General features: G+C 57.5%; 25 protein-coding genes. 15 read left to right on the forward strand and 10 right to left on the reverse strand.

Annotated features, from left to right (window positions below):
• The first annotated feature begins 98 nt into the window (after nucleotides 1–98).
• Both ACP7EE_RS09105 and rarD read left to right on the forward strand, forming a co-directional pair.
• Nucleotides 99–2,171 carry an acyltransferase family protein gene (locus ACP7EE_RS09105; RefSeq protein ID WP_426234284.1) on the forward strand — a complete coding sequence of 691 codons (2,073 nt, stop codon included), beginning with the start codon at nucleotides 99–101 and terminating at the stop codon, nucleotides 2,169–2,171.
• Nucleotides 2,172–2,283: 112 nt separating this feature from the next.
• Nucleotides 2,284–3,165 (forward strand): EamA family transporter RarD, encoded by an 882-nt coding sequence (gene rarD, locus ACP7EE_RS09110; protein ID WP_420649085.1) that lies wholly within the window; start codon nucleotides 2,284–2,286, stop codon nucleotides 3,163–3,165.
• 52 nt (nucleotides 3,166–3,217) lie between these two features.
• Here rarD and hppD read toward each other — a convergent pair whose 3' ends face one another.
• Complete coding sequence (gene hppD, locus ACP7EE_RS09115; RefSeq protein WP_426234285.1) at nucleotides 3,218–4,294, reverse strand: 4-hydroxyphenylpyruvate dioxygenase; 1,077 nt, start codon at nucleotides 4,292–4,294, stop codon at nucleotides 3,218–3,220.
• A 246-nt stretch (nucleotides 4,295–4,540) separates the two neighbouring features.
• Complete coding sequence (locus ACP7EE_RS09120; protein WP_426234286.1) at nucleotides 4,541–5,488, reverse strand: DMT family transporter; 948 nt, start codon at nucleotides 5,486–5,488, stop codon at nucleotides 4,541–4,543.
• Nucleotides 5,489–5,564: 76 nt separating this feature from the next.
• On the opposite strand from ACP7EE_RS09120, the gene ACP7EE_RS09125 reads away from it, so the two are divergent.
• The 3 genes from ACP7EE_RS09125 (at nucleotide 5,565) to ACP7EE_RS09135 (ending at nucleotide 8,684) form a co-directional block, all read left to right on the forward strand.
• A complete protein-coding gene (locus ACP7EE_RS09125; RefSeq protein WP_426234287.1) occupies nucleotides 5,565–6,437 on the forward strand; it encodes a LysR family transcriptional regulator in 873 nt (290 codons plus the stop codon).
• Nucleotides 6,438–6,549: 112 nt separating this feature from the next.
• A complete protein-coding gene (locus ACP7EE_RS09130) occupies nucleotides 6,550–8,085 on the forward strand; it encodes an EAL domain-containing protein (protein ID WP_426234288.1) in 1,536 nt (511 codons plus the stop codon).
• A gap of 233 nt (nucleotides 8,086–8,318) precedes the next feature.
• Nucleotides 8,319–8,684, forward strand: coding sequence for a histone-like nucleoid-structuring protein, MvaT/MvaU family (locus ACP7EE_RS09135; protein WP_426205890.1), 366 nt, complete (start codon nucleotides 8,319–8,321; stop codon nucleotides 8,682–8,684).
• A gap of 218 nt (nucleotides 8,685–8,902) precedes the next feature.
• On the opposite strand, the gene ACP7EE_RS09140 is transcribed toward ACP7EE_RS09135, so the two are convergent.
• Nucleotides 8,903–9,421 carry a DUF4946 domain-containing protein gene (locus ACP7EE_RS09140; protein WP_426205889.1) on the reverse strand — a complete coding sequence of 173 codons (519 nt, stop codon included), beginning with the start codon at nucleotides 9,419–9,421 and terminating at the stop codon, nucleotides 8,903–8,905.
• 143 nt (nucleotides 9,422–9,564) lie between these two features.
• Here ACP7EE_RS09140 and gloA point away from each other — a divergent pair, with 143 nt between their 5' ends.
• A complete protein-coding gene (gene gloA / locus ACP7EE_RS09145; protein WP_426205888.1) occupies nucleotides 9,565–10,086 on the forward strand; it encodes a lactoylglutathione lyase in 522 nt (173 codons plus the stop codon).
• A 229-nt stretch (nucleotides 10,087–10,315) separates the two neighbouring features.
• Here gloA and ahpF read toward each other — a convergent pair whose 3' ends face one another.
• The 3 genes from ahpF to ACP7EE_RS09160 all read right to left on the reverse strand — a co-directional run bounded on the left by ahpF (nucleotide 10,316) and on the right by ACP7EE_RS09160 (nucleotide 13,646).
• On the reverse strand, nucleotides 10,316–11,878 hold the full coding sequence (ahpF, locus tag ACP7EE_RS09150; protein WP_426234289.1) for an alkyl hydroperoxide reductase subunit F: 1,563 nt from the start codon (nucleotides 11,876–11,878) through the stop codon (nucleotides 10,316–10,318).
• 128 nt (nucleotides 11,879–12,006) lie between these two features.
• The gene (gene ahpC, locus ACP7EE_RS09155; protein WP_420649094.1) at nucleotides 12,007–12,570 is read right to left on the reverse strand and encodes an alkyl hydroperoxide reductase subunit C; all 564 of its coding nucleotides are present in this window, start codon (nucleotides 12,568–12,570) and stop codon (nucleotides 12,007–12,009) included.
• Nucleotides 12,571–12,707: 137 nt separating this feature from the next.
• The gene (locus tag ACP7EE_RS09160; RefSeq protein WP_426234290.1) at nucleotides 12,708–13,646 is read right to left on the reverse strand and encodes a site-specific integrase; all 939 of its coding nucleotides are present in this window, start codon (nucleotides 13,644–13,646) and stop codon (nucleotides 12,708–12,710) included.
• 177 nt (nucleotides 13,647–13,823) lie between these two features.
• On the opposite strand from ACP7EE_RS09160, the gene ACP7EE_RS09165 reads away from it, so the two are divergent.
• Nucleotides 13,824–14,840: a DNA-binding protein gene (locus ACP7EE_RS09165; RefSeq protein WP_426234291.1), complete on the forward strand. Its 1,017-nt coding sequence runs from the start codon at nucleotides 13,824–13,826 to the stop codon at nucleotides 14,838–14,840.
• On the opposite strand, the gene gorA is transcribed toward ACP7EE_RS09165, so the two are convergent.
• Both gorA and galU read right to left on the reverse strand, forming a co-directional pair.
• Nucleotides 14,837–16,195 (reverse strand): glutathione-disulfide reductase, encoded by a 1,359-nt coding sequence (gene gorA, locus ACP7EE_RS09170; protein ID WP_426234292.1) that lies wholly within the window; start codon nucleotides 16,193–16,195, stop codon nucleotides 14,837–14,839. The two genes, ACP7EE_RS09165 and gorA, sit on opposite strands and share 4 nt — an antisense overlap.
• Nucleotides 16,196–16,324: 129 nt before the next feature.
• Entirely contained in the window at nucleotides 16,325–17,164 is an 840-nt protein-coding gene (gene galU / locus ACP7EE_RS09175; protein WP_426234293.1) for a UTP--glucose-1-phosphate uridylyltransferase GalU, read from the reverse strand.
• Between the two features lie 259 nt (nucleotides 17,165–17,423).
• On the opposite strand from galU, the gene ACP7EE_RS09180 reads away from it, so the two are divergent.
• A complete protein-coding gene (locus ACP7EE_RS09180) occupies nucleotides 17,424–17,612 on the forward strand; it encodes a hypothetical protein (protein ID WP_426205882.1) in 189 nt (62 codons plus the stop codon).
• Between the two features lie 137 nt (nucleotides 17,613–17,749).
• Nucleotides 17,750–18,046 carry a hypothetical protein gene (locus ACP7EE_RS09185; RefSeq protein ID WP_420649101.1) on the forward strand — a complete coding sequence of 99 codons (297 nt, stop codon included), beginning with the start codon at nucleotides 17,750–17,752 and terminating at the stop codon, nucleotides 18,044–18,046.
• 3 nt (nucleotides 18,047–18,049) lie between these two features.
• Here ACP7EE_RS09185 and ACP7EE_RS09190 read toward each other — a convergent pair whose 3' ends face one another.
• Nucleotides 18,050–18,280 (reverse strand): hypothetical protein, encoded by a 231-nt coding sequence (locus ACP7EE_RS09190; RefSeq protein WP_426205881.1) that lies wholly within the window; start codon nucleotides 18,278–18,280, stop codon nucleotides 18,050–18,052.
• A 72-nt stretch (nucleotides 18,281–18,352) separates the two neighbouring features.
• Nucleotides 18,353–18,709 carry a hypothetical protein gene (locus ACP7EE_RS09195; RefSeq protein ID WP_426205933.1) on the reverse strand — a complete coding sequence of 119 codons (357 nt, stop codon included), beginning with the start codon at nucleotides 18,707–18,709 and terminating at the stop codon, nucleotides 18,353–18,355.
• A gap of 210 nt (nucleotides 18,710–18,919) precedes the next feature.
• Here ACP7EE_RS09195 and ACP7EE_RS09200 point away from each other — a divergent pair, with 210 nt between their 5' ends.
• The 6 genes from ACP7EE_RS09200 to ACP7EE_RS09225 all read left to right on the forward strand — a co-directional run bounded on the left by ACP7EE_RS09200 (nucleotide 18,920) and on the right by ACP7EE_RS09225 (nucleotide 25,034).
• Nucleotides 18,920–19,222 (forward strand): DUF1883 domain-containing protein, encoded by a 303-nt coding sequence (locus ACP7EE_RS09200; protein WP_426205880.1) that lies wholly within the window; start codon nucleotides 18,920–18,922, stop codon nucleotides 19,220–19,222.
• 34 nt (nucleotides 19,223–19,256) lie between these two features.
• Nucleotides 19,257–19,427, forward strand: coding sequence for a hypothetical protein (locus ACP7EE_RS09205; RefSeq protein WP_426234294.1), 171 nt, complete (start codon nucleotides 19,257–19,259; stop codon nucleotides 19,425–19,427).
• Between the two features lie 13 nt (nucleotides 19,428–19,440).
• Nucleotides 19,441–20,103 carry a DNA oxidative demethylase AlkB gene (alkB, locus tag ACP7EE_RS09210; RefSeq protein WP_426234295.1) on the forward strand — a complete coding sequence of 221 codons (663 nt, stop codon included), beginning with the start codon at nucleotides 19,441–19,443 and terminating at the stop codon, nucleotides 20,101–20,103.
• A gap of 87 nt (nucleotides 20,104–20,190) precedes the next feature.
• The gene (ada, locus tag ACP7EE_RS09215) at nucleotides 20,191–21,264 is read left to right on the forward strand and encodes a bifunctional DNA-binding transcriptional regulator/O6-methylguanine-DNA methyltransferase Ada (protein ID WP_426234296.1); all 1,074 of its coding nucleotides are present in this window, start codon (nucleotides 20,191–20,193) and stop codon (nucleotides 21,262–21,264) included.
• 163 nt (nucleotides 21,265–21,427) lie between these two features.
• Complete coding sequence (locus ACP7EE_RS09220) at nucleotides 21,428–23,869, forward strand: autotransporter (protein ID WP_426234297.1); 2,442 nt, start codon at nucleotides 21,428–21,430, stop codon at nucleotides 23,867–23,869.
• Between the two features lie 103 nt (nucleotides 23,870–23,972).
• Nucleotides 23,973–25,034 (forward strand): NAD(P)H-dependent flavin oxidoreductase, encoded by a 1,062-nt coding sequence (locus ACP7EE_RS09225; RefSeq protein WP_426234298.1) that lies wholly within the window; start codon nucleotides 23,973–23,975, stop codon nucleotides 25,032–25,034.
• Nucleotides 25,035–25,060: the final 26 nt, after the last annotated feature.

The following is a 25,060-nucleotide window of genomic DNA, read 5'->3' on the forward strand; positions in this document are numbered from 1 at the left end:
CGATCTAACGAGATCAGTCGATTGCTCGTTCGCGAATGTGCAGGGATCAGCAAATGTTCAATCGCCCTTTCGGGTTTACGTCCAGGCCTTTGCGCGGGATGTGGTTCAAGACGCTCGGCGGTAATAAGGCGTCTGCTACCGCCCCTTCCACCGCAGCATCGTCTGCCGTCGGGCCTCGAAAACCTGGCATTGAGTACCGTGCGGACATTGACGGGCTGCGCGCAATCGCCGTTCTGCTGGTATTGATTTTTCACGGCGGTTTGACCTTGTTTCCGTCAGGCTTTATCGGCGTGGATATCTTCTTTGTGATCTCGGGTTATCTGACCACCTCGATCATCATGAAGTCGCTGGATAACGGAACGTTCAGCTTCTCGGGGTTCTACACGCGACGGATCTGGCGCTTGCAACCGGCAGTCATCGCGTTGTTGCTGACAACATTGGCAATCGCAACGTTGCTGTACTTGCCCGATGACTACATCGACTTGCTCAAGAGCGAAAAGTACACGTCGCTGCTTCTTTCAAACCAGTACTTTTCCAAAGCGACATCGGGCTATGCCACCCCGGATGCGGCGACCCTGCCACTGCTGCACACCTGGTCACTGGCCATAGAATGGCAGTGGTATCTGGTCTTGCCCCTGGGCATCTGGCTACTCAATCGCTCTGTGCCGAAACAAGCCTTCAAGGCGGCTGTGCTCGGTTTGACCGTGACGGCAATGGCGCTGGCTTTGTACTGGTCTCATGCCCTCGCGGACAAAAACTACTACTTCTTCACTGCCCGGATTTTTGAATTGATGATTGGCTCTTGCGCAGTCATCTTCAGTGCGCAGAAGTTCAGGCTCAATCGTTTGAGCGCGTCTTTAATGTGTGCGCTGGCGCTTGCCACGATTGTCTATTGCGCGACACGGGACAATATCCTGACCGGGTTTCCGGGCTACCACGCCATAGCGGTTTGTCTCGCTACCGCAGCATTGCTGTTCAGGGGGCTTGGCGACGCGAGCATTACGTCCAAAGTACTGGCATTCAAACCGTTGGTATTTATCGGCACCCTCTCCTACTCCCTGTACTTGTGGCACTGGCCGATTCTGGCGTTCATGAGTTATATGGGCATCACGCTTACGCCGTTGCTGAAAGTGGTCTACTTCGTCGCGACCTTCGCCCTTGGTTACCTGTCCTTCGTGCTGATTGAAAACAGATTTCGAAAAGCTCGGGCTGGCTTTGGCAAGACTCTGTTGCTGCTGATGATTGTGCCCGCGATCGGGCTTTCGCTGCTTTACGCTGCCAGCGTTAAACATGACGGATGGCCAAACCGTTTCGGTGATGGTTCGAGTAACGTGTTCAGCGATTTGAAAGCGGCAGTCCCCGCCAACCGCGAGGACTGTCTGGGTGCCAGCGACGGAGCTGATGCCTGCATATTCGGCGCCCCGCAGTCAGCCCCACGGGTTTTCCTGATGGGCGATTCGTTCTCCAATCACTACTGGGGTTTTGTCGATACGCTGGCCAAAGACGCCAATCTTTCGGTACTCGCGCAGGCCTACCCGACCTGCCTGGCACTGCCAGGGATCTACCTCTACAACTGGTCCAAATATAAGAACACGTTATATAAAAAGTGCCACGACGCCACTCAACGCTACTACGACATCGTCGCGAAAAACCATTTCCAGTACGTGATCGTCGGTCAGAACTGGGAAGCCTATCTCACTGCGCAGATCGTCACGAAACTCGATGACCCGCGCAGCCCCGAACTGTCCCTTGAACGTCTGAACGTGGCGATTCACCAAGCTTTGGACATCATCGTCAAATCGGGTGCAACGCCGGTTTTCCTGAAAAACACGCTGCCAATGCCGCCCGGTATCAACGAGTGTTTGCTACAACGGGTGAAATTGCGCGGGCTGATGGGCAGTGCCGAACAAAGCAGCCAATGCACGTCAGTACCATGGTCTGGCGATGAAGATCCGGTGCTCGCCAAACTGTTCAGTGATCTGCAGGCTGAATATCCAGGCTTGTTGATCATTGACCCGCGAGGTGTGCAATGCATTGACGGCACTTGCATGACGAGCGTCAATGGTTTGCCGGTTTACCGCGACATCGGTCACTTGACGGATTACGCCTCTTACAAATTCGGCGAAATGCACATCAAGCGCTTCAGTAATCCGTTGAGAACTGCTCAATGAATGAGGTCCGTCAGCTAAGCTGATGTTGGGAATATTGAGCACCCGAGCAATATTCAGCACAGAAACCACGTATCCTTCGCGCCCCGTTTGATTACCCACCCGCGAGGACAGTTTGTCTAAAGGTATCGCTTTATCGGTTTCAGCCTCGGTGCTGTTTGCCGTCATGTATTACTACACTTCGTTGCTCACACCTTTGAGCGGCGTGGAAATCTTTGGCTGGCGCATGCTGCTGACCGTGCCGTGCATGACCGTGTTCATGCTGGTTTCCGGAGAATGGCGGCGTGTTCTGGAGCTGGTACGGCTGGTGGCGGCGAAGCCGAAACTGATCGGCGGGTTGATCGTTTCGGCAGGCTTGCTCGGCGTGCAATTGTGGCTGTTCATGTGGGCGCCACTCAATGGCTACAGCCTCGACGTGTCGCTCGGTTATTTCCTGCTGCCGCTGGCCATGGTGTTGACCGGGCGGATTGCCTTTGGCGACAGCCTGTCGTACCTGCAAAAGGTTGCGGTGTTCTTCGCATGTTTAGGCGTGTTGAACGAGTTGTATCAGGTTGGCGGCTTCTCTTGGGCGACGCTGGTGGTCGTGGTCGGCTATCCGTTGTACTTCGTACTGCGCAAATATCTCAAAACAGACCACCTCGGTGGCTTGTGGGTCGACATGACGCTGATGCTGCCGGTGGCGTACTGGTTCGTGCGCGGCGGCGAGCAAGGCTTCGGCGTGTTCGATCAATACCCGGGATTGCTGTGGCTGATTCCGCTGCTAGGCCTGATCAGCGCCTCGGCACTGGTGGTGTACATCATCGCCAGTCGCTTGCTGCCGTTCAGCCTGTTTGGGTTGTTGAGTTATGTGGAACCGGTGTTGTTGCTGGGTGTGGCGTTGTTGCTTGGCGAGAGCATCAAGCCCGGTGAATGGCTGACTTACATTCCGATCTGGCTGGCTGTTGTCGTGCTGGTCTTCGAAGGTTTCAAACACCTGATGCGACAACGCCGCCCATAAAAAAGCCCGGCCTGCATCACTGCAGGCCGGGCTTTTTCGCATCTGTTGCGGATTACTCAGTGGCGAGTACGCCACGACGCACCTGGTCACGCTCGATCGATTCGAACAGGGCCTTGAAGTTGCCTTCGCCGAAACCATCGTCGCCTTTACGCTGGATGAATTCGAAGAACACCGGGCCCATCAGGGTTTCCGAGAAGATCTGCAGCAGCAGACGCTTGTCGCCCTGCTCCGAAGAGCCGTCGAGCAGAATGCCGCGCGCTTGCAGTTGATCAACCGGCTCGCCGTGGTTCGGCAGACGACCTTCGAGCATTTCGTAATAGGTTTCCGGCGGCGCGGTCATGAAGCGCATGCCGATTTTCTTCAGTTGATCCCAGCTCTTGATCAGGTCGTCGGTGAGGAACGCTACGTGTTGAATGCCCTCGCCGTTGAACTGCATCAGGAATTCTTCGATCTGCCCGGCGCCTTTCGACGATTCTTCGTTGAGCGGGATGCGGATCATGCCGTCCGGCGCGGTCATCGCTTTCGAGGTCAGGCCGGTGTATTCGCCCTTGATGTCGAAGTAGCGGATTTCGCGGAAGTTGAATAGCTTCTCGTAGAAATTCGCCCAATAAGCCATGCGACCGCGATACACGTTGTGGGTCAGGTGGTCGATGATCTTCAAGCCAGCACCGACCGGGTTGCGGTCAACGCCTTCGATGAACACGAAGTCGATGTCGTAGATCGAGCTGCCTTCGCCGAAACGGTCGATCAGGTACAGCGGCGCGCCGCCAATGCCTTTGATCGCCGGCAGGTTGAGTTCCATCGGACCGGTTTCGATGTGGATCGGCTGGGCGCCAATTTCCAGAGCGCGTTTGTAGGCCAGTTGCGAGTCTTTTACCCGGAACGCCATGCCGCACACCGACGGGCCGTGCTCGGCCGCGAAGTACGAGGCAACGCTGTTCGGTTCGTTGTTGAGGATCAGGTTGATCGCGCCCTGACGATACAGGTGCACGTTCTTGGAGCGGTGGCTCGCGACTTTGCTGAAACCCATGATCTCGAAGATCGGTTCCAGGATGCCCGGCGTCGGCGATGCGAACTCGATGAACTCGAAGCCCATCAGGCCCATTGGGTTTTCGTATAAATCTGCCATGGTTGGCGCCTCATCATTCTTATCAATTAACCAGAGTTATTTGTCAGTAATGCTGAGGTCGGCGGGTGGCGCACAGGAGATGCCGCGCACACTGCGGGCGAGGAAGTCACCGTAGATCAATTGAAACCCGTAAATCTTCATTGTCGACCCAAGGCTATTGCGGGCGAGGCTTCTGCTGCCAGAAGACGTTTATTATTGTATGCGTAACCCGATTCTACACAGCGTAATAGGGGTTGTCTGCCCTCTCTATAAAATCCGCTTTTCTGCAGACCGTGCAAGAGGTTTGTTGCACAGATAAATGCCCGCCAGGATCAGCGTGCCGCCCAGCCCCATGCTCAGCGTGAGCTGTTCGCCCAGCAGCAATGCCCCGAAAATCACCGCCGTCAGTGGATTCAGCGCTATGAATACACCCGCGCGCGTGGCGCCGATTTTACTGATGCCGTGGTAATAGCCGATGTACGCCAGCGCCGAACCGAGCAGGCCGAGATAGATCAGGCTCAGCCATTGCGTTGTGCCCAGCTGTGTCAACGCCGACCAGCTCAGCTCGCCGCGCACGGCTGCCAGAGTCCACAGCATCAACGTGCCAAGCAGAATGGAAAACGTCACCGTTTGCAGCGGGCCGAGGCTTTGATTCGGGCTGCGGGAAAACAGCGAATACACGCCCCAGCCCAGCACGCAGCCGAGAATCAGCAGATCGCCGATCCACGCATCCGCCGTGGTCGCCAGCAGTTGAGGATTACGACTGACGATCACTACACCCGCGCCAGCAATGCAGATCGCGATGCCCGCCACCTTCGCCCTGCTCAACCGTTCTTTGAACAGTAACCATGACGCGAGGCCAATCACTGCCGGATTCAGCGCAACGATCAGCGATGCGCGGGAAGCGTTGATGTAATTCAGCCCGTAAAAAAAGCACAGGTTGTAAAAGAAAATCCCGAAGAACCCCAGCAGTGTCAGTTGCAGCCATTGCACCGGAGTAGGCCGTGCGAGGGGAATTCGCGCGAGCCACATAAAGCCGAGCAAGGCCAGGCTGGCCAGTAGAAACCGCAAGCTGGCGGCGAAAATCGGGCTCAGACTGCCAGCCAGAAATCGCCCGGCAACCCAAGTGCCACCCCAGATCATCGTGACCATCGCCAAGGTTAAATACACCCGCATGTCCGACGTAACGGGACGGGGTTGCTCACAAATGCTCATGACACTCCAAAGAATCAGCTGCGGGATGCCGTATCATTATCCTGATTCTCCATCATCGTAAAATGAGTAAAAGCTCATGACCCTGACCCAACTGGAAATCTTCTCGCTTGTGGCCGATCTGCGCGGCTTCACCCTCGCCGCCCATCGTTTGGGCATCTCGCAATCGGCGGTGTCGCACGCCATGAAGTCGCTGGAGCAGGAACTGGGCGTCGAACTGCTGCGCCGGCATCAGTCGCAAGTGGAGCTCAGCGATATCGGCGCCCAACTGCTGCTTCGTGCACGCGCCATGCTCGGACTGGCGAACACCTTGCGTCAGGAAGCGGCCGATGCGCGGGGCATGAAGCGCGGGACGTTGCGCATCGGCTCATTTGGGCCGACGTCATCGATCAAGTTGTTGCCAACCATCCTTCGGCACTACCGCGAGTTGCATCCGGGGATCGAAGTACACATTGACGAAGGGCCGGATCGTCAGGTGATCCAATGGCTGGAGGAGCGCCGCATCGACATCGGTTTCGTGGTGCTGCCCGAGGAGCGTTTCGACACGTTCGCCCTGATCGAAGATCAGATGGTCGCCCTGCTCCCGGCCGGCCATGCTTTGACGCAGCGATCAGAGCTGAGCCTCAAGGATCTTTGCAAAGACCCGTTCGTGCTGACCGAGGCTGGCTCTGCGGAGTTGGTCTCACGCTTGTTCAACGCCGCCCGTTTGAGCCCGAACATCCGCTATCGCTGCTCGCAATTGCTCAGCACCCTCGACACCGTCAGCCGTGGCGACGCAATCACCGTAGTGGCCGAAAGTTCACTGCCGCTCACAGGAGACTCGCGGTACTTGAGCAAACCGCTGTCGCCCGCCGTGCAACGGCAAGTCGGCCTCGCGGTGCTCGATCAACGCCAGTGCTCGCCTGCCGCTTTGGCGTTTATCCAGTTGGCGACACAACTTGACTACTGTTGAGCAGCGCAGGCGCGATCTGCCATCTATCATGGGCACAGTTGAGACACTTTCTGGAAGGTGCGCCGTTGCCCTGCCGGTCTAGAGCCAAACTCCAACGCGACAGGATGCGCCCATGCCTCTGACCGTCAGACCCCGCCGCAAGCGCAGCACCCGAATTGTCGTGACTCTGCTCAGCGGTTTACTGCCGATTGTGCTGGGCAGCGTGATTCTCTATCTGCAAGCCGAACGCACGCTGCAACAGAGTTCGCAACACACTGCCGATGAAGCACTGCGCCAGTTCGAACTGATGCTCGACAATACCGCCCAGGCCGCGCAGGAGTTATTGCCGCTGGCAGGGCAGCCCTGCGAAAGCGTCAAGCTGGCATTGCGCGAACAAGTCACCCGCCGCCCGTTCGTGCGCTCGACCAATCTGGTGTGGGACAACAACCTCTATTGCAGTTCGCTGTTTGGCGACTACAAGGAAGCCGTCAATCCGGGTGATTACACCCACGGCATGTTGTGGCTGATGAACGGCAATCCGGTGACGCCGAATACGGCGCTGCTGGTCTATCGATTAAGTGAAGGTCATGGCGGCGCGCTGACCACGCTGGACGGTTATCACCTGAGCAACGTGTTGCGCCTGATCGGCAGGCAGACGTTATTGGTGCTGCAAGTTGGCAATTTCTGGTTGTCTGCCGATGGCAAGGTGCAGCAGGGCGCCCTGCCCGCGTTGCCGGTCGCTCAAAGCAGGCTTGACTCGTCGCGCTACGCGTTCACCGTGGCAGCTGGTTTTCCTGCCGGCGAGACATGGCGTTACATGAGTAACGAATACCCGCCACTGTTCAGCCTGTTGATTTTCTTTGGCGCGGTGTCGGCGGCAATCGGTTACATCGTGCAAAAACGCTCGACCTCGCCCAGCCACGAAATGCACCGCGCGCTGGAGGCCGGCGAATTCATTCCCTACTTTCAGCCTGTAGTCCACGGTGACACGAAAAAATGGTCAGGGGCTGAAGTGCTGATGCGTTGGAATCACCCGAAAGAAGGTCTGGTGCGCCCGGATCTGTTTATTCCATTTGCCGAGCATTCCGGGCTGATCGTACCGATGACGCGTGGGTTGATGCAGCAGACTGCCTTGGTGTTGGGGCCGCTGTCGTCTACCTTCGCAGCGCCGTTTCACATCGGCATCAACATCACCGCCAGCCATTGCCGCGACCTGCAGCTGGTGGGAGATTGCCGTGAGTTCCTCGCTGCGTTTGCGCCTGAGAGTGTCAGTCTGGTGCTGGAGTTGACCGAGCGCGAGCTGATTGAACCCACCGAGATCACCCGACAACTGTTCGCGCAACTGCAGGCCATGGGCGTGAAAATCGCCATCGACGACTTTGGCACCGGCCATTCGAGCCTCAGCTACTTGCGCACATTCAACGTCGACTTTCTGAAAATCGACCAGACTTTCGTGGCGATGATCGACAAAGACGCGCTGTCGCGGCACATTCTCGAAAGCATTATCGAACTCAGTGCCAAGCTCGAACTGGGCATTGTCGCGGAAGGTGTCGAGACTCAGGCTCAGAGCGACTATCTGTCAGCGCGCAACGTCAACTTTCTACAAGGCTACCTGTTTGGCAAACCGATGCCAGCGGCGGACTTCATTGACGCATTAAGTCACCATTAACTAGCGTAACAAACCCGACGCCGGCAAATTAGCGCACCAAATTGATACAAAACAACGCTATCGTTACATGAAGAAAAAGTCAGGATTTACTCCGGGCGCATTAACTACTACAATTTTTCAAACCTGATGCAAGATTGGCAGGTGAGCCATTATCACCGAGTCGCTTCAAGGCTCTTGGCTTATAGCTTTGTTTGCGGTTGGTTTCAGCCAAACACACTATTGGAGTAAAGATATTGTCCAGACTCGCTGAATTTCGTGCAGCTGAAAAGGCCCTTCAGGAACAGCTCAAGCAGCTGGAATCGCTGAAGAATGACGCCGGGCTCAAGAAAGAAATCGAATTCGAAGAGAAGCTGTTGGGGCTGATGAAAACCTACGGCAAAGGCCTGAAAGAGATCGTCGCCATCCTCGATCCGAACCCGTCCAAGTCCGGCCTGCAAACCGCCGCAGCGCCTAAAACGCGCCGCGCTCGCGTGGTCAAGGTCTATCACAACCCGCACACCGGCGAGCTGATCGAGACCAAGGGCGGCAACCACCGTGGCCTGAAGGCCTGGAAGGAACAATACGGTGCGGCTACTGTTGAGTCCTGGTTGCGCGGTTAATTTCTCGCCAACATAAAAGCCCTGCACTTGCAGGGTTTTTTTATGGACAATATCTAACAAATGCAATGAATTATCACATTTCAAGTTGAGACTATTGTGCAAGATCGGCACGAGACAGCACTGAATATCTCAACCAGATGTTGCATTTTTTGTCTGCAGAAAAACTTTGTGCTTAATTCCTTAGGATATCTAACGCACGCAGATCACGGCAGGACCGATTAAAGTTTCAAGCTATTTCTTGCCGCCACTATTTCGTCTTGGCTCGCCTTATAAACCTCCGCCTGCCCGGCGTAAGAAAGTACATAGGCCTTATCCGCGTCGACCGCGGCGACCAAAGTTTGCGACAACACATGCCGGCCGTTTTCGGTAACCGTGCACGTCGTTTCCAGCGCCGACAGTGAACCCAGCGCGGCGGGATGGATCTTGTTGCAAACACTTTGATAACCGCTCTGGAAAAAGTCTTTCTGCACCGACTTGCGCATTTCCAGCAACACGCCCTGCAAGTTGACCTGATGACCGCTCTGCACAGTGGTCATGGTCAACTCCATCACCATCACCTGGTTGCCATCAGCATCGGTTTTCACCGCGCGCTGGCGGGACACTTCAGGGCCAGTGTCAGGCAGCGCTTCGACCTGCCAGCCAGCGGGCCAGGTGATGCTCGGCTCCTGCGCGAACAATGGCGTGGCCAGCACAGACAAACTGAAGAAAACGAACAGCGATTTGAACGGTCGGATCATTACCGGAGGCACTCGCGAATTGAGCCGTAAAGTCTGAGGCCCGCCCACCCACAGGGCAAGCCCCACGGTTTCGGTTTGGCGATGCCGACAGGCATGCGTATCATTGCGCCCATTCACTCGCCCCAATTTGTTACGGAGGGCTCATGAGCCTGCAAGAACTGAACACTTTCCCCGGCGTCACCGCCACGCCAGACAGCGCAACCCGCAACTTCGTGTTCAACCACACCATGCTGCGCGTGAAGGACATTACCAAGTCGCTGGACTTCTATACCCGCGTGCTGGGTTTCTCGCTGGTAGAGAAGCGTGATTTCCCGGAAGCGGAATTCAGCCTGTACTTCCTCGCACTGGTCGACAAAGCACAGATCCCGGCTGACGACGCCGCGCGCACCGAGTGGATGAAGTCGATTCCCGGCATTCTGGAACTGACTCACAATCACGGCACTGAGAATGACGCGGATTTTGCTTACCACAATGGCAATACTGACCCGCGAGGCTTTGGCCACATCTGCATTTCGGTACCGGATATTGTTGCGGCTTGTGCGCGGTTCGAGGAGTTGGGCTGCGATTTCCAGAAGCGTCTGACTGACGGGCGTATGAAAAGCCTGGCGTTTATCAAGGATCCGGATGGCTATTGGGTCGAGATCATTCAGCCTGCGCCGATGTAACTGTCGAAGAGCCAAAAGCCCCTCACCCTAACCCTCTCCCGGAGGGAGAAGGAACTGACCGCGGTGAACTTTCGATTTATGTCGACCGGAAAAGTTGAGTCGAACTCAGGCTTTGAACAGCACAGATATCTGCTCCCTCTCCCTCGGGAGAGGGCTGGGGTGAGGGGCTGGATCTGAAGCACAAAAAACCCGTCATCGCTGACGGGTTTTTTTCTTTCCAGACTGCCGTTTAAGCCGGAGCCGAAGTACGGATCAAGTGATCGAACGCGCTCAGCGAAGCCTTGGCGCCCTCGCCCACCGCAATCACGATCTGCTTGTACGGCACAGTGGTCACGTCACCGGCAGCGAAGATTCCGGGGATCGAGGTTTCACCACGGTTGTCGACAATGATCTCTCCGCGCGGCGACAGCTCGATGGTGCCTTTGAGCCAGTCGGTGTTCGGCAGCAAACCAATCTGCACGAAGATCCCTTCCAGCTCGACTGTGCGCAGCTCGTCAGACTGACGATCCTTGTAAACCAGACCGTTGACCTTCTCGCCATTGCCAGTGACTTCAGTGGTTTGCGCACTGGTGATCACGGTGACGTTCGGCAGGCTGTGCAGCTTGCGTTGCAGTACCGCGTCGGCACGCAGTTGCACGTCGAACTCAAGCAGGGTCACATGGGCAACGATGCCGGCCAGATCGATAGCCGCTTCAACGCCGGAGTTACCGCCGCCGATCACCGCTACACGCTTGCCTTTGAACAGCGGACCATCGCAGTGCGGGCAGTACGCCACGCCTTTGTTGCGGTATTGCTGCTCGCCCGGCACGTTCATTTCACGCCAGCGCGCCCCGGTAGCCAGAATTACGCTCTTGGCCTTGAGGGTCGCGCCGCTGGCGAAGTGCACTTCATGCAGCTCACCGTTTTTGCCCGGGATCAGCCTGTCGGCGCGTTGCAGGTTCATGATGTCGACGTCGTACTGCTTGACGTGTTCTTCCAGTGCAGTTGCCAGCTTCGGGCCTTCGGTTTCCTGCACGGAAATGAAGTTCTCGATGGCCATGGTGTCCAGCACCTGACCGCCAAAACGCTCGGCCGCGACGCCAGTGCGAATGCCTTTGCGTGCAGCGTAGATCGCCGCCGAAGCTCCGGCCGGACCACCGCCGACGACCAACACGTCAAACGCTGCTTTGCCGCTGATTTTCTCGGCCTGACGCTCAATGGCGCCGGTGTCGAGTTTGGCGAGGATTTCTTCCAGGCCCATGCGGCCCTGACCGAAGTTTTCACCGTTCAGGTAGAGGCTCGGTACGGCCATGATCTTGCGATCATTAACTTCGTCCTGGAACAGCGCGCCATCGATAGCGACGTGACGGATGTTCGGGTTGAGCACTGCCATCAGGTTCAGCGCCTGGACCACGTCCGGGCAGTTCTGGCACGACAGCGAAAAGTAAGTTTCGAAGTTGAATTCGCCTTTGAGCGAGCGAATCTGCTCGATCACTTCAGCGCTGGCCTTCGATGGGTGGCCGCCGACTTGCAGCAGGGCCAGCACCAATGAAGTGAATTCGTGGCCCATCGGAATGCCAGCGAAACGCAGGCTGATATCGGCACCGGGGCGATTGATCGAGAACGACGGCTTGCGTGCATCGTCGCCGCTGTCGATCAAGGTAATCTGGCTGGAAAGACTGGCAACGTCTCTCAGCAGGTCGAGCATTTCACGGGATTTCGCACCGTCGTCGAGCGAAGCAACGATCTCGATCGGTTGGGTGACCCGTTCCAGGTACGATTTCAACTGGGCTTTAAGATTGGCGTCCAACATACGGGCGATCTCCTGACTTTATTTGAGGCGAAAAAAAACGCCCGAGCGAATCTCGCCCGGGCGTTTTACAGGGCGGTGCAGCTTACTGAGTAGGTGCGGATGTCCGCCCTGAGTTGCGTGTCACAGACTTAGATCTTGCCGACCAGGTCAAGGGACGGAGCCAGAGTGGCCTCGCCTTCTTTCCACTTGGCTGGGCAAACTTCGCCTGGGTGAGCAGCGACGTACTGAGCAGCCTTGATTTTGCGCAGCAGCTCGGAAGCGTCACGGCCAACACCGCCATCGTTCAGTTCAACGATTTTGATCTGGCCTTCAGGGTTGATCACGAAGGTGCCACGGTCAGCCAGACCAGCTTCTTCGATCAGTACGTCGAAGTTGCGGGAGATGACCTGAGTCGGGTCGCCGATCATGGTGTACTGGATTTTGCCGATGGCTGGCGAGGTGTTGTGCCAGGCAGCGTGAGCAAAGTGGGTGTCGGTGGAAACGCTGTAGATTTCGACGCCGAGCTTCTTGAATTCAGCGTAGTTGTCAGCCAGGTCTTCCAGTTCGGTTGGGCAAACGAAGGTGAAGTCGGCTGGGTAGAAGAACACTACGGACCATTTGCCTTTCAGGTCAGCGTCCGAGACTTGTACGAAGTCGCCGTTTTTGAACGCGGTAGCTTTGAACGGTTTTACTTGGCTGTTGATGATAGGCATTGATGACTCTCCGTCAGGGTTGAGAAGTTGATGGGGTGAATCCTACCCACTCACTCGACGGATGGCTCATTGGCAAACCTGATGCTGCTGATTGGTTTTCGCTATTAGAGAACAGTATTAATAGAAGAAAACGATATCTACGGCGACAGCGGTTTTTCCGTAACCCGAACCATCCCTTGAAATGGGTTGGCTTCAACATAGCGCATTGCCGACTTCATATCCTTCCAGCCGACATAACTCATCAACGATTTCAGATCCCAGCCACTTTGATGCGCCCAGGTGGCGAAGCCGCGACGCAGCGAATGGCTGGTGTACTGCTCGGCAGCAATTCCGGCACGCTCCAGCGCTTGGCGCAATAACGGGATCACGCTGTTGGCGTGCAAGCTCTCCTTGCTCAAATTGCCCCAGCGGTCGACACCGCGAAAGACTGGTCCTCGCACCAACGCGGCTTCGGTAATCCATTCGATGTAGGCCTGAACCGGACACAGCTTGAGCAGTGCCGGCGTCTGGTAGGTTTGGCCGAGATTTTCCCGGTCGCCCTTGCTGCGCGGCAGGTACAAGGTGATGCCGCTGCCGGCATGCGCCTGCACATGCTCGACCTGCAAGCGGCACAGTTCATCGCTGCGAAAGCCGCGCCAGAAGCCCAGCAGAATCAGCGCGCGATCTCGGCAGGCCCTGAGCAGCGAAGGTTGATCATGGTTTTCTCTCGCTTCCTCGATTTCCTTCTCAAGCCATTCCACAACCAGTTGAAGATCGCGCAGTTGCAGCGGCTCGGCCTGTTTCTCCTGCGCCGGGTGTAGCGCGCGAATGCCCTTGAAGACTTTACGCACTACCGGCGCCTTGGTCGGATCGGCAAAGCCCTGACTGTTGTGCCACTGCGCCAGCGCTGACAGGCGCAACTTGAGCGTGTTGATCGACAACACACCGGCGTGCGCCACCAGATACCGCGCGACGCTGTCAGCCGTCGCCGGCAGAAACCCTCCCCAACTGACTTCGAAGTGTTCGATGGCCGCGCGATAGCTACGGCGCGTGTTATCGCGGGTGGCGGCTTGCAGATAGCGATCCAGATCGCTCATGGGTTGTTTTCTCGCTGGCGTACTGATTTGGAGGCTGAAAATCAAATTACAGCGCATCACACGGGGTAATACCAGTATATCCCGCCTGACAATTGGCCAGCATTTAACTTTATATTCAGCATGGTACACTGCGTACTTTAGTGGTACGTACCACAGTACAAAACCGTAGGAGTGATCATGGCCCGTGGCGGCATAAACAAAGCAGTGGTTCAGATCGCGCGCACAGCGATTCTGGCTCGCGGCGAACACCCAAGCATCGACGCTGTACGCATCGAAATGGGCAACACTGGCTCAAAAACCACGATTCATCGTTATTTGAAGGAGCTGGATGACGGCCGTGAACCTGCGGAAGCCTCAGCAGAACCGATCGATGACGAGCTGGCAGCACTGGTCTCACGCCTGGCGCAACGCCTGAAAGAGCAGGCGCAAGAGCCTATCGATCAGGCTCGCGAGCAATACGAGCAACAGCGCCAGACGCTGGAAACCGAGCTGAATCAAGCGCGCCAGGCACATGCGCAACTGGAGCAGCAACACGAGATCCAGGCCGCCGCCCTCGCCCGCGAATCCGAAGCGCTGAACAACACCCGCTCAATGTTGCAGACCGAACAGACCCGCAACGCCGGTTTGAATCAGGCGCTGGCAGATTTCGAATTACGTTTGCAGGACAAGGACGAGCAGATCCGCTCGCTGGAAGAAAAACACCTGCACGCCCGCGATGCGCTTGAGCACTATCGCAACGCGTCCAAGGAACAGCGCGAACAGGAACAGAGTCGTCACGAAGGACAGGTGCAGCAATTGCAGATGGAGTTGCGCCAGTCCCAGCAAAGCGCACTGGTACGCCAGGACGAAATCACTCAGTTGCACCGCGACAACGAGCGCCTGCTGACGGAAAACCGTGGCACGTTGCGCGAACTGAATCTGTTGCAGGATCAACTCAAGCACAGCAATCAGCGTCAGGATCAATTGCTCGAGCAAGCCACCCGCGTCGATAGCGAACGCACCCTCCTCCAGGAACGCTTGCGCGTGGCCCTGCTGGAAAGCCAGACGCTCAAGCAGAACGTCGACGAACAGACGCAGCTCAATCACTCACTGGAAAAGGATTTGGCCAAGGTTCAGGCCAGTCTGGATGACAGCTTGCGTCTGGCCGCTACCGTTGCGGCAGCGCCAGACGCAGCTGGGTCGAAAAACGCTTAAGCGCCGACCGGCGTACGCATGGTGACAAATTCTTCGGCGGCCGTCGGGTGCACCCCGATGGTTTCGTCGAAGTCACGCTTGGTCGCGCCGGCCTTCAAGGCAATCGCCAGCCCTTGCACGATTTCACCGGCATCCGGGCCGACCATGTGGCAACCCAAGACCTTGTCAGTCTTGCCATCGACCACCAGCTTCATCAGCGTGCGCTCCTGGCACTCGGTCAGTGTCAGCTTCATCGGGCGGAAGCGGCTTTCGTAGATCACCACATCATGACCGGCGTCGCGCGCCTCTTCTTCAGTCAAACCGACCGTACCGATATTCGGCAGGCTGAACACCGCGGTCGGGATCATCTTGTAATCCACCGGGCGATATTGCTCAGGCTTGAACAGACGTCGCGCTACAGCCATGCCTTCCGCCAATGCAACTGGCGTCAATTGCACCCGCCCAATCACATCACCCAGCGCGAGAATCGATGGCTCGGTGGTTTGATACTGCTCATCGACTTTGATGAAGCCCTTGTCGTCGAGCGCCACGTCAGTGTTTTCCAGCCCGAGGTTGTCGAGCATCGGACGCCGACCAGTCGCATAGAAAATGCAGTCCGCTTCCAGCACACGACCATCCTTGAGCGTGGCTTTGAGGCTGCCATCGGCCTGTTTGTCGATGCGCTCAATGTCCGCATTGAATTGCAGATCCATGCCACGCTTGGTCAGCTCTTCGTGCAAATGCTTGCGCACGGCGCCGTCGAAGCCGCGCAAGAACAGATCGCCGCGATACAGCAGCGTGGTGTTCGCGCCCAAACCGTGGAAAATCCCGGCAAACTCGACCGCGATGTAACCGCCGCCAACTACCAATACGCGCTTCGGCAGTTCTTTGAGGAAAAACGCCTGATTCGAACTGATCGCGTGCTCATGCCCCGGAATTTCCGGAATCTGCGGCCAGCCGCCCGTGGCGATCAGAATGTTTTTCGCGGTGAAACGCTCACCGTTGACCTCGACTTCATGCGGGCCAACAATTTTCGCGTGCGCTTCATGCAAGGTCACGCCGCTGTTGACCAGCAGATTGCGATAAATCCCGTTCAGGCGATTGATCTCGCGATCCTTGTTAGCGATCAGCGTCGCCCAATCGAATTTGGCTTCACCCAGTGTCCAGCCGAAACCCGAGGATTGCTCGAAGTCTTCAGCGAAATGCGCGCCGTACACCAACAGCTTTTTCGGCACGCAGCCGACATTGACGCAAGTACCCCCCAGATAACGGCTCTCGGCCACCGCCACTTTCGCACCGAAACCGGCAGCAAACCGCGCAGCGCGCACACCGCCGGAACCGGCGCCAATCACATAAAGATCAAAATCGTAGGCCATTTCTATCTCCTCGGCAGGGGATCAGCATACCCACCGGCATCTTTTGGGCAAGCGTTGCCATGCATATAGGGGCGGAAAATGAAAAAACCACCCGAAGGTGGTTTTTTCAAACAGACGATGCAGGCGCTATCAGTAAGCCTTGCCCGTCTTATAGAAGTTCTCGAAGCAGAAGTTGGTTGCTTCGATGTAACCCTCAGCACCACCGCAGTCGAAGCGCTTGCCTTTGAACTTGTAGGCAATCACGCAACCGTTTTTCGCCTGTTTCATCAGGGCGTCGGTGATCTGGATCTCGCCGCCTTTGCCGGGCTCGGTTTGCTTGATCAGCTCGAAGATGTCCGGGGTCAGGATGTAACGACCGATGATCGCCAGGTTCGACGGTGCATCTTCCGGAGCTGGTTTCTCAACCATGTTGCGCACACGGTACAGGTCGTCAGCAATCAATTCGCCGGCGATAACGCCGTACTTGTTGGTTTCCTGCGGATCGACTTCCTGGATCGCAATGATGGTGCAGCGGTACTGTTCGTACAGCTTGACCATCTGGGTCAGAACGCCGTCGCCTTCGAGGTTGACGCACAAGTCGTCCGCCAGCACTACCGCAAACGGTTCGTCACCGATCAGCGGGCGACCGGTCAGGATGGCGTGGCCGAGGCCTTTCATCTCGGTCTGACGAGTGTAGGAGAACGAGCACTCGTCCAACAGTTTGCGGATACCGACCAGGTATTTCTCTTTGTCGGTACCTTTGATCTGGTTTTCCAGCTCGTAGCTGATGTCGAAGTGGTCTTCCAGAGCGCGCTTGCCACGACCGGTAACGATGGAGATTTCGTTCAGGCCAGCGTCCAGAGCTTCTTCAACGCCGTACTGGATCAGTGGCTTGTTTACCACCGGCAGCATTTCTTTGGGCATGGCCTTAGTCGCTGGGAGGAAGCGAGTACCGTAACCGGCTGCTGGGAACAAGCATTTCTTGATCATAAAAGTCCTTGAAAGGGCTGTGTGTACGAGTTTCGGCGCAGTCTAATCAGGCGGCGTGCACCTTACAATGCCCCGCACTGGCTAACCGATGTCAACATAGAGAAATATTCTCGCCGTTAGTTCCGTCGCAACGTCGAGACGGTCAGAGCAGAGTAGCTCAATGACGCCGGCGAACCGATTTACCCTACGCTTATAAGCAGCCGTGGCGAGCATTTGCCGGTATCATGGCGCCTTTGAACGATTTCAACGAGGCAGATAGATGTCCGCAGCAAAGATCATCAACGGTTATACCGTCGACAAGGGAAAAGACGGCCAGTGGCATATCACCGCCGCGAACGGTGAAGATGTGTCCGGGCCATTGCCCACCGAAGCGATGGCGATTGAAGTGGCGTCGGTACTCGATTACACGCCGCCCGCGCCGAAACGCCGCGGTAAAGATCAGGACTGATCAGCCCCAACATCAAAGCCCTGCCGTCGCGCAGGGCTTTTTTGTGGATCTTTGCGCAGATATGGCCAATCGCTATAACCTTTTCATTTCGGCGCTGTCAGAGCGTCTAGCCCCCTCCTCTCGAAGACGATATCACCATGAACACTCACACTTTCACCAGCATGCTGCCAATGATTGCTTTGCTGACTTTGGGCGGTTGCGCCACCTCGCAGACCACCTACCTGAACAACGGCCAGCAAGGTCTGAGCATCGATTGCTCTGGCGAGGCCAACTCCTGGGCCACCTGCTACGAGAAAGCCGACGCCTCTTGCGCGGGCACCGGCTACAACATCGTTGGCACTGACGGCACACCAGCTCCCAAAGAAAGCGACAAGACCCTTGGCGTAGACGTCGGCAACTACAAGAACCGCAGCGTGGTGGTGGTCTGCAAGTAAGCCTTACATGTGGATTTCGGCGAATTTGATTCCCAGGCCACGGACGACTTCGATCAAGTCATCGAGCCGGGCGAAAGATTCGACTTCGTCGTTATCGTCCACCAAAAAGTAGCTGCGCCCGGCGCTCTTCTTGAAAAACACGATCCATTCGCCCGAATTGGCAGGGTTCTGGATAACGTGGGTGGCAGAAACAAGGCCTTCTGCATGCCGTTCCCGTACTTGCTCGCGCTTCATGCGTATCTCCAGATATGACAATGCCGCCCAAGCGTGACTTGGGCGGCATTGATGCTGACCGCCGACATTCTATCAGCCGGAGATGCACGCCGTAGCGGCATTGCGCACATCGCGCGGGCGCATCGGAACGTTGGACATGCGCTCGTGCAGCTTGATGCTGCTGCCGCCGGAGCGGTCGTCAATGTCAAATACCGCCGCCGGACCCGACGCGAGCTTGCCTGGAACAATGACCCGGACACCGTCTTTGTGCGCTTCCATCTGCAAGGCACCGCGGCTGTTGGCCAGCTTGTCTTCCAGGCACTGCGCATACTCATGGGGCTTCTTGCCGGAAATGACGTTCACGGTGGGCAACGTTTCATTGATCTCTGAAACGTTCGCACAACCACCCATTGCCAAAACCAACGGCAGACACACAACACCCCACTTCATACAAAATCTCCATAAAGACCCTCCGACAGCACGAATGCTGTTTTTCTCCGGGCGTACTGCATTTAACGCGCAACGAATCGCGAATAACTGTTTTAAATTGTCAAAGCGGCGCCCGACGGCCGGATAATAACCTGTCCGGACTGATAAACTGCGGCAAAATTGCCCTGCTATCGTTTTGATTTTGTAGAAAAAGCCCTTCTGGAGGCGCACATGAAATTTATTCACCAGCGCGAACACCTCAACGAAGACGACATTGTCGTCATTCAATGCTCGCAAACCTGCAACATCCGTCTGATGAACGACGCCAACTTCCGCAGCTTCAAGAACGGCGGCCGTCACACCTATCATGGCGGCGCATTCGACACGTTCCCGGCCCGCATTACGGCGCCGAGCACCGGTTTCTGGAACATTACCATCGACACCGTCAATCGCCGTGCGATCAGTGTGACGAAAAAACCGACCCTGACCCACTCGATCAAAGTCATCCGCCGCTCCAGCACCCGACTCAGCTGAGCCGCCTCGCCAACGCAAACAGGTAAGCATTACCGTGGCCCAAACGACCAAGTACGTCATCAAATACAAACTCAACGGTGAACGCCGCTTTGAGTTCGCTCAGTTGGAAAACGGCACGCCCGAAGAAGCCAAAGCCGCTCTGGATGCCCTGCACGGCCAGACCGACGACGTCATCAGTGAAATCAGCGTCAGCAAGGCGCTGTAAAGCGCACACCACCATGCAGACCACCTTCGATCTGTTTGCCGACACCGAATCCACTCAGCCGCCGCGCGCTGAACAGATCGGCGAGCAATCGTGGGTGTTGCGTGGTTTTGCCTTGCCCGATATGGATACGTTGCTGCTGGCGCTTGACGTCGTTCTCGCAAGTGCTGCGCTGCGCCATATGGTTACTCCCGGCGGATTCAGCATGTCGGTGGCCACCAGCAGTTGTGGCGCGCTGGGCTGGATCACTGACCGTAGAGGGTATCGCTATTCTTCAGTGGATCCGGCGACCGGGCAACCTTGGCCGAGGATGCCCGAGGTCTTTTGCAGTCTCGCCCGGGCAGCTGCGACACATGCGGGATTTGCCGATTTCACGCCGGACTCCTGCCTGATCAATCGCTATGTTCCCGGTGCCAGAATGTCTTTGCATCAAGACAAAGACGAAAAGGCCTACGCTGCTCCAATCGTCTCGCTATCACTCGGGCTTCCAGCGATGTTCCTGTTCGGCGGTTTTGAACGCAGCGACAAGCCTCAGCGCATTCCACTGTTACACGGCGACATGGTGATCTGGGGCGGGGTTGATCGCTTGCGTTATCACGGCGTATTGCCGATCAAGCCCGGGCAGCATCCGCGCCTGGGTGAACAACGGGTCAATCTGACCTTTCGCAGCGCCGGGTAATCCTGCAAAGTTTGACCGCAAGGGTCGGAGTGTTGCGACAACTGCGGCTGGTTAACCTGCATCAAACAGGTCAACGGACTCTCCATCATGAAAACGCCTACCACCACGCCAGCCACCGAAGCCGACCCACGCTGGGCCGCTGTCGTAGCGCGAGATGCGCAAGCCGATGGCCAATTCGTCTACGCGGTGAAGACCACCGGGGTGTATTGCCGCCCGAGCAGTCTGGCGCGTTTACCGAAACCGCAGAACGTGGTGTTTTTCGATACCGCACAAGATGCGGAAGCCGCAGGTTTTCGCCCGAGCAAGCGCGCGAGCAGGGATCAGACTGAAGTGCTGGCCCAACATGCCGCGAAGGTTGCAGCGGCGTGCCGACAGATCGAAACCTCTGAAGCGCTGCCGGCGTTGAATGACCTTGCACACGCTGCAGGATTGAGCCCTTTCCATTTCCATCGTGTGTTCAAAGCGGCCACCGGCCTGACCCCCAAGGGTTACGCGGCGGCTCATCGCTCGCGTCGAGTGCGCGAACGCCTGACCGATGGCGGCTCGGTGACTGACGCGCTTTACGAGGCTGGCTTCAATTCCAACAGCCGCTTTTATGAAGCTGCCGACCAACTGCTCGGGATGAAACCCGGCGATTACCGCGCGGCCGGGCAAAACAATGACATTCGGTTTGCCGTCGGGCAGTGCTCGCTGGGGGCGATACTGGTGGCGCAGAGCGCGCGCGGAGTCTGCGCAATTCTGTTGGGCGACGATCCGCATCAACTGGTCTGCGACCTGCAGGACAGATTCCGCCGCGCCAATCTGATCGGCGCAGACCGCGAGTTCGAGCAACTGATCGCCCAAGTCGTCGGCTTCATCGAAGCGCCCGCCATCGGCCTCGATCTGCCGCTGGATGTGCGCGGCACGGCCTTTCAGGAGCGCGTCTGGCAAGCCTTGCGCGAAATCCCGGTGGGCAGCACTGCAAGCTACGCCGACATTGCGCAACGTATCGGCGCGCCAAAATCCATGCGCGCGGTTGCTCAGGCGTGCGGGGCCAACCACCTCGCAGTGGCGATCCCTTGCCACCGCGTAGTCCGCAGCGATGGCAATCTTTCCGGCTATCGCTGGGGCGTGGAGCGCAAGCGTGAGTTGCTGGCCCGCGAATCTGCTGTCAGCGATTGACGGCCACTACAACCCGTCCGACGCGCGAATATCCCATCGCAACATTTTGCCCCACTCGACTTCCCGCCAAACCACAAAACCAGCGGGTGAATCTTCGGCGGGCGACTATGCTTTTTCGACGGCCCCGATTGCCACTGAAAAGCCTCTGTCGATGGAGTTGACGATGTCCCGCACGCGTAGTGTTTTTACATGGCTGCTGCTCTGCTTGCTGACGGTAAATGTCGCTTGGGCTGCGCCTGCGCCCAAAGCTGCCGAGCCGGCCGCCGTCGAACCGAGCTGGCCGCAAGTCATAACCAGCGGCAAGGCGAAACTCACCGTGTATCAGCCGCAACTCGACAGTTGGGATGGCTACACCTTGCAAGCGCGCGCGGCAGTCGAAGCCACAGCTGCCGATGGCAAGGCGACTTACGGGATCGTGCAATTCAGTGCTCATACACTCGTCGACAAGGCCACACGCTGGGTGATGCTTGACCAATACAAACTGATTAAAGCCGATTTCCCCGCAGACGCCAGCCAGGCCGACATGTGGATCGCGGCTTTGAAAAAAGACGCGGCAAAGCGCAAAAAAACCATTTCGCTTGATCAACTGGAGGCTGCAGTCGGTGTACTCAATGCCGAACACCAGGCTGACGCAGCGACGCTGGAAAACACTCCGCCGACAATCATCAGCTCGGACGTTCCGGGGTTGCTGGTGTATATCGACGGCGAAGCCGCCTACCGGCCGGTCGAGGGCACCGGCCTGCAGCGGGTCATCAATACCCGGCCGCTACTGCTCAAGGATGCGCAGGGCAAACACTACCTGCACGTATTCAATGGCTGGATGATCGCCGATCAGTTGAACGGCCCCTACGCACGCCTGCCCTCGCCGTCCGCCGATCTGGAAAAAGCCAAAAAAACTGCAATAGATAGCCGACAAGTGGATTTGCTGACGGGCCAGAGTGATCCCAAGGACAAGATCCCGGATCTGGCCAAACCGCCGCAACCCAAAATATTCATTGCCACCACACCCACCGAGTTGATCGTCACCGACGGCGCTGGGCAATGGCAGCCAATTCAGGGCACGCAACTGCTGTATGTCAGCAACACCACCGGACATATCTTCAAAGAGATTGGTGACCAGAGCAGCTACGTTTTGATTTCCGGGCGCTGGTTTCGCGCCGCAGACATGAACGGTCCGTGGACGTTTACGCCGGCTGACAAGCTGCCGGCAGATTTCGCCAACATTCCCGACGACAGTCCGAAAGAAAACGTCAAAGCTTCGGTGGCCGGCACCCCGCAAGCCAAGGAAGCCGCCATTGCTGCGACCATTCCGCAAACCTCGGCGATCAAGAAAAGCGCGGTGAAAATGAGCCCACCGCAGTTCGACGGCGAGCCGCAGCTCAAAGCGATCAACGGCACGCCACTGCAGTATGTGATCAACAGCGCCACGCCGATCCTGCGGATCGACAACAACAGTTGGTACGCAGTAGAAAACGGTATCTGGTTCACCGCTGCAACGGTCAAAGGGCCGTGGGCAGTCGCCAGCTCGGTGCCAGCGGTGATCTATTCGATTCCACCGAGCTCGCCGATGCACTACCTAACCTACGTCAAAGTCTATGAATCCAGCGGCGACACCGTGGTCGTCGGTTACACGCCCGGTTATCAAGGCTCGACTCTCGATCCGGCAACCGGTGTGGTGGTTTACGGCACCGGTTACCCCTACACGCCGTGGGTCGGCAGCGTCTGGTACGGGCCGCCGGTGACCTACGGTTTCGGCGTCGCGATTCGCTACACGCCATGGACCGGCTGGACGTTCGGCTTTGGTTTCGGCTGGAGCTGGGGCGGCAGCACCGCTGCAATCGGCTGGGGCTGGGGCGCTTATCCGTGGTGGGGCAATTACGGCTGGGGTTACGCCTGGGGGCCGCGCTTGTATCCGGCGCCACTGGCCTGGGGCGGTGCGGCTTATGGCTATCGCGGCGGCGCGGTAGCGTGGGGCCCCGGTGGCTGGGCCGGTACCACCGGCAACATCTACCGGCAATGGGGCGACCGGGCGACCGTCAGTCGTTACGGTTCGGGGTATAACGCGTGGACCGGCAATCGCTGGGCCGGTCAGGTCGGATCGTCGTATAACTCGCGCACCGGGATAGCCACGGCGGGCCAGCGCGGTGCGGTCCACAACGTCTACAACGGCAACTACGCGGCGGGTCGCAGCGGTATGGTGGCCGGGCCGAACGGCGGCGCGATTGCCGGTGGCCGCGTCACCGCTGGCAACGTGCGTAATGGCACGCAGGTCACGGCCAATCGCGGCGCGGTATACAACCCGAATACCGACAAAACCACCCAGTACGGCGGGGTTCGTGGGCGCAATAGCGGCGCGGCTCGCGTCGGCGACAACGTGTACGCCGGGCATGACGGCAACGTCTACAAGAAAACCGATGATGGCTGGCAGTCGATGGTCAGGGGCGGCACCAATCGCGCGCCGGTCAACAACAATGCCCAGCTGCAAAACCTCAATCGCGAATCTGCTGCACGCAATTCCGGTAACCAACGGCTGAACAATTTCCACAACTCCTCGCAGTTCATGAATCACTCGTTTGGCGGAGGCGGCGGATTGCATCGGCGCTGATGAGACTGCGGGCAGGCTGCAAATCTCGGCTGGTCATGCAGGGCTTATTGCGTTAAAAAACCGCTCTAGCGCCCCTGCCCTGTTTCGACGTCGGAGAAAATCAATGAGCCAATGGCCAGATACTCGCATTCTCGATCTACTCGGTATCGAGTTGCCGATCATCCAGGGGCCGATGGCCGGCGCCACCAACTCTTCGATGGTGATTGCGGTGTGTAACGCCGGCGGACTGGGTTCGATGCCTGCGGCAATGCTCAGCATCGAGCAGTTGCGCGAGGAATTGAAAACCATCCGCCAAGGCACAAACAATCCCTTCAACGTGAACTTCTTCTGCCATCTGTCACCAGTTGCCGATGAGCGACGCGCGCAGGAATGGAAGAATCTGTTAGAGCCTTACTACCGCGAACTGGGCGCAGATTTCGACGCACCAACGCCGGTGTCCAACCGCGCACCATTCGATGCCGCGGCCTGTGAAGTGCTGGAAGAATTTCGCCCGCAAGTGGTGAGTTTTCACTTCGGCCTGCCAGAGAAGTCGCTGCTGGATCGGGTCAAGGCCACCGGCGCAAAAATCCTGTCCTCGGCGACCACGGTCGATGAAGCAATCTGGCTCGAGCAGAATGGCTGCGACGCAATCATCGCGATGGGTTACGAGGCTGGCGGCCATCGCGGGATGTTCCTCAGCGATGAACTGAGCACCCAGGTCGGCACTTTTGCCTTGGTGCCACAGATCGTCGATGCCGTGAGTGTACCGGTGATTGCCGCCGGGGCGATTGCCGATGCGCGAGGGGTCGCAGCGGCATTCATGCTTGGCGCATCGGCGGCGCAGGTAGGCACCGCGTACCTGTTTGCCCACGAAGCAAAAGTCAGCGCTGCGCATCACAAAGCCTTGCGCACCGCCAAGGAAAGCCAGACCGCGATCACCAATCTGTTTACCGGCCGCCCGGCACGCGGGATTCTCAATCGGGTGATGCGTGAGATTGGGCCGATGTCGCCCTCTGCCCCGGCCTTCCCTCTGGCGGGTGGCGCTTTGTTGCCACTACGCGCCAAAGATGAAGCGGATTTCAGCAACCTCTGGGCCGGTCAGGCGTTTCCTTTGGGCAAAGACACCACTAGCGCTGAACTCACCCGGCAGTTGGCCGAAGGCGCCCGGGAAAAACTGACTCGCTGAATTCCCGCAGCCATCCAGCACTTCCC

This window comes from Pseudomonas sp. TWP3-2, from assembly GCF_049897765.1.
In the GTDB taxonomy this organism is placed as follows: Bacteria; Pseudomonadota; Gammaproteobacteria; order Pseudomonadales; family Pseudomonadaceae; genus Aquipseudomonas.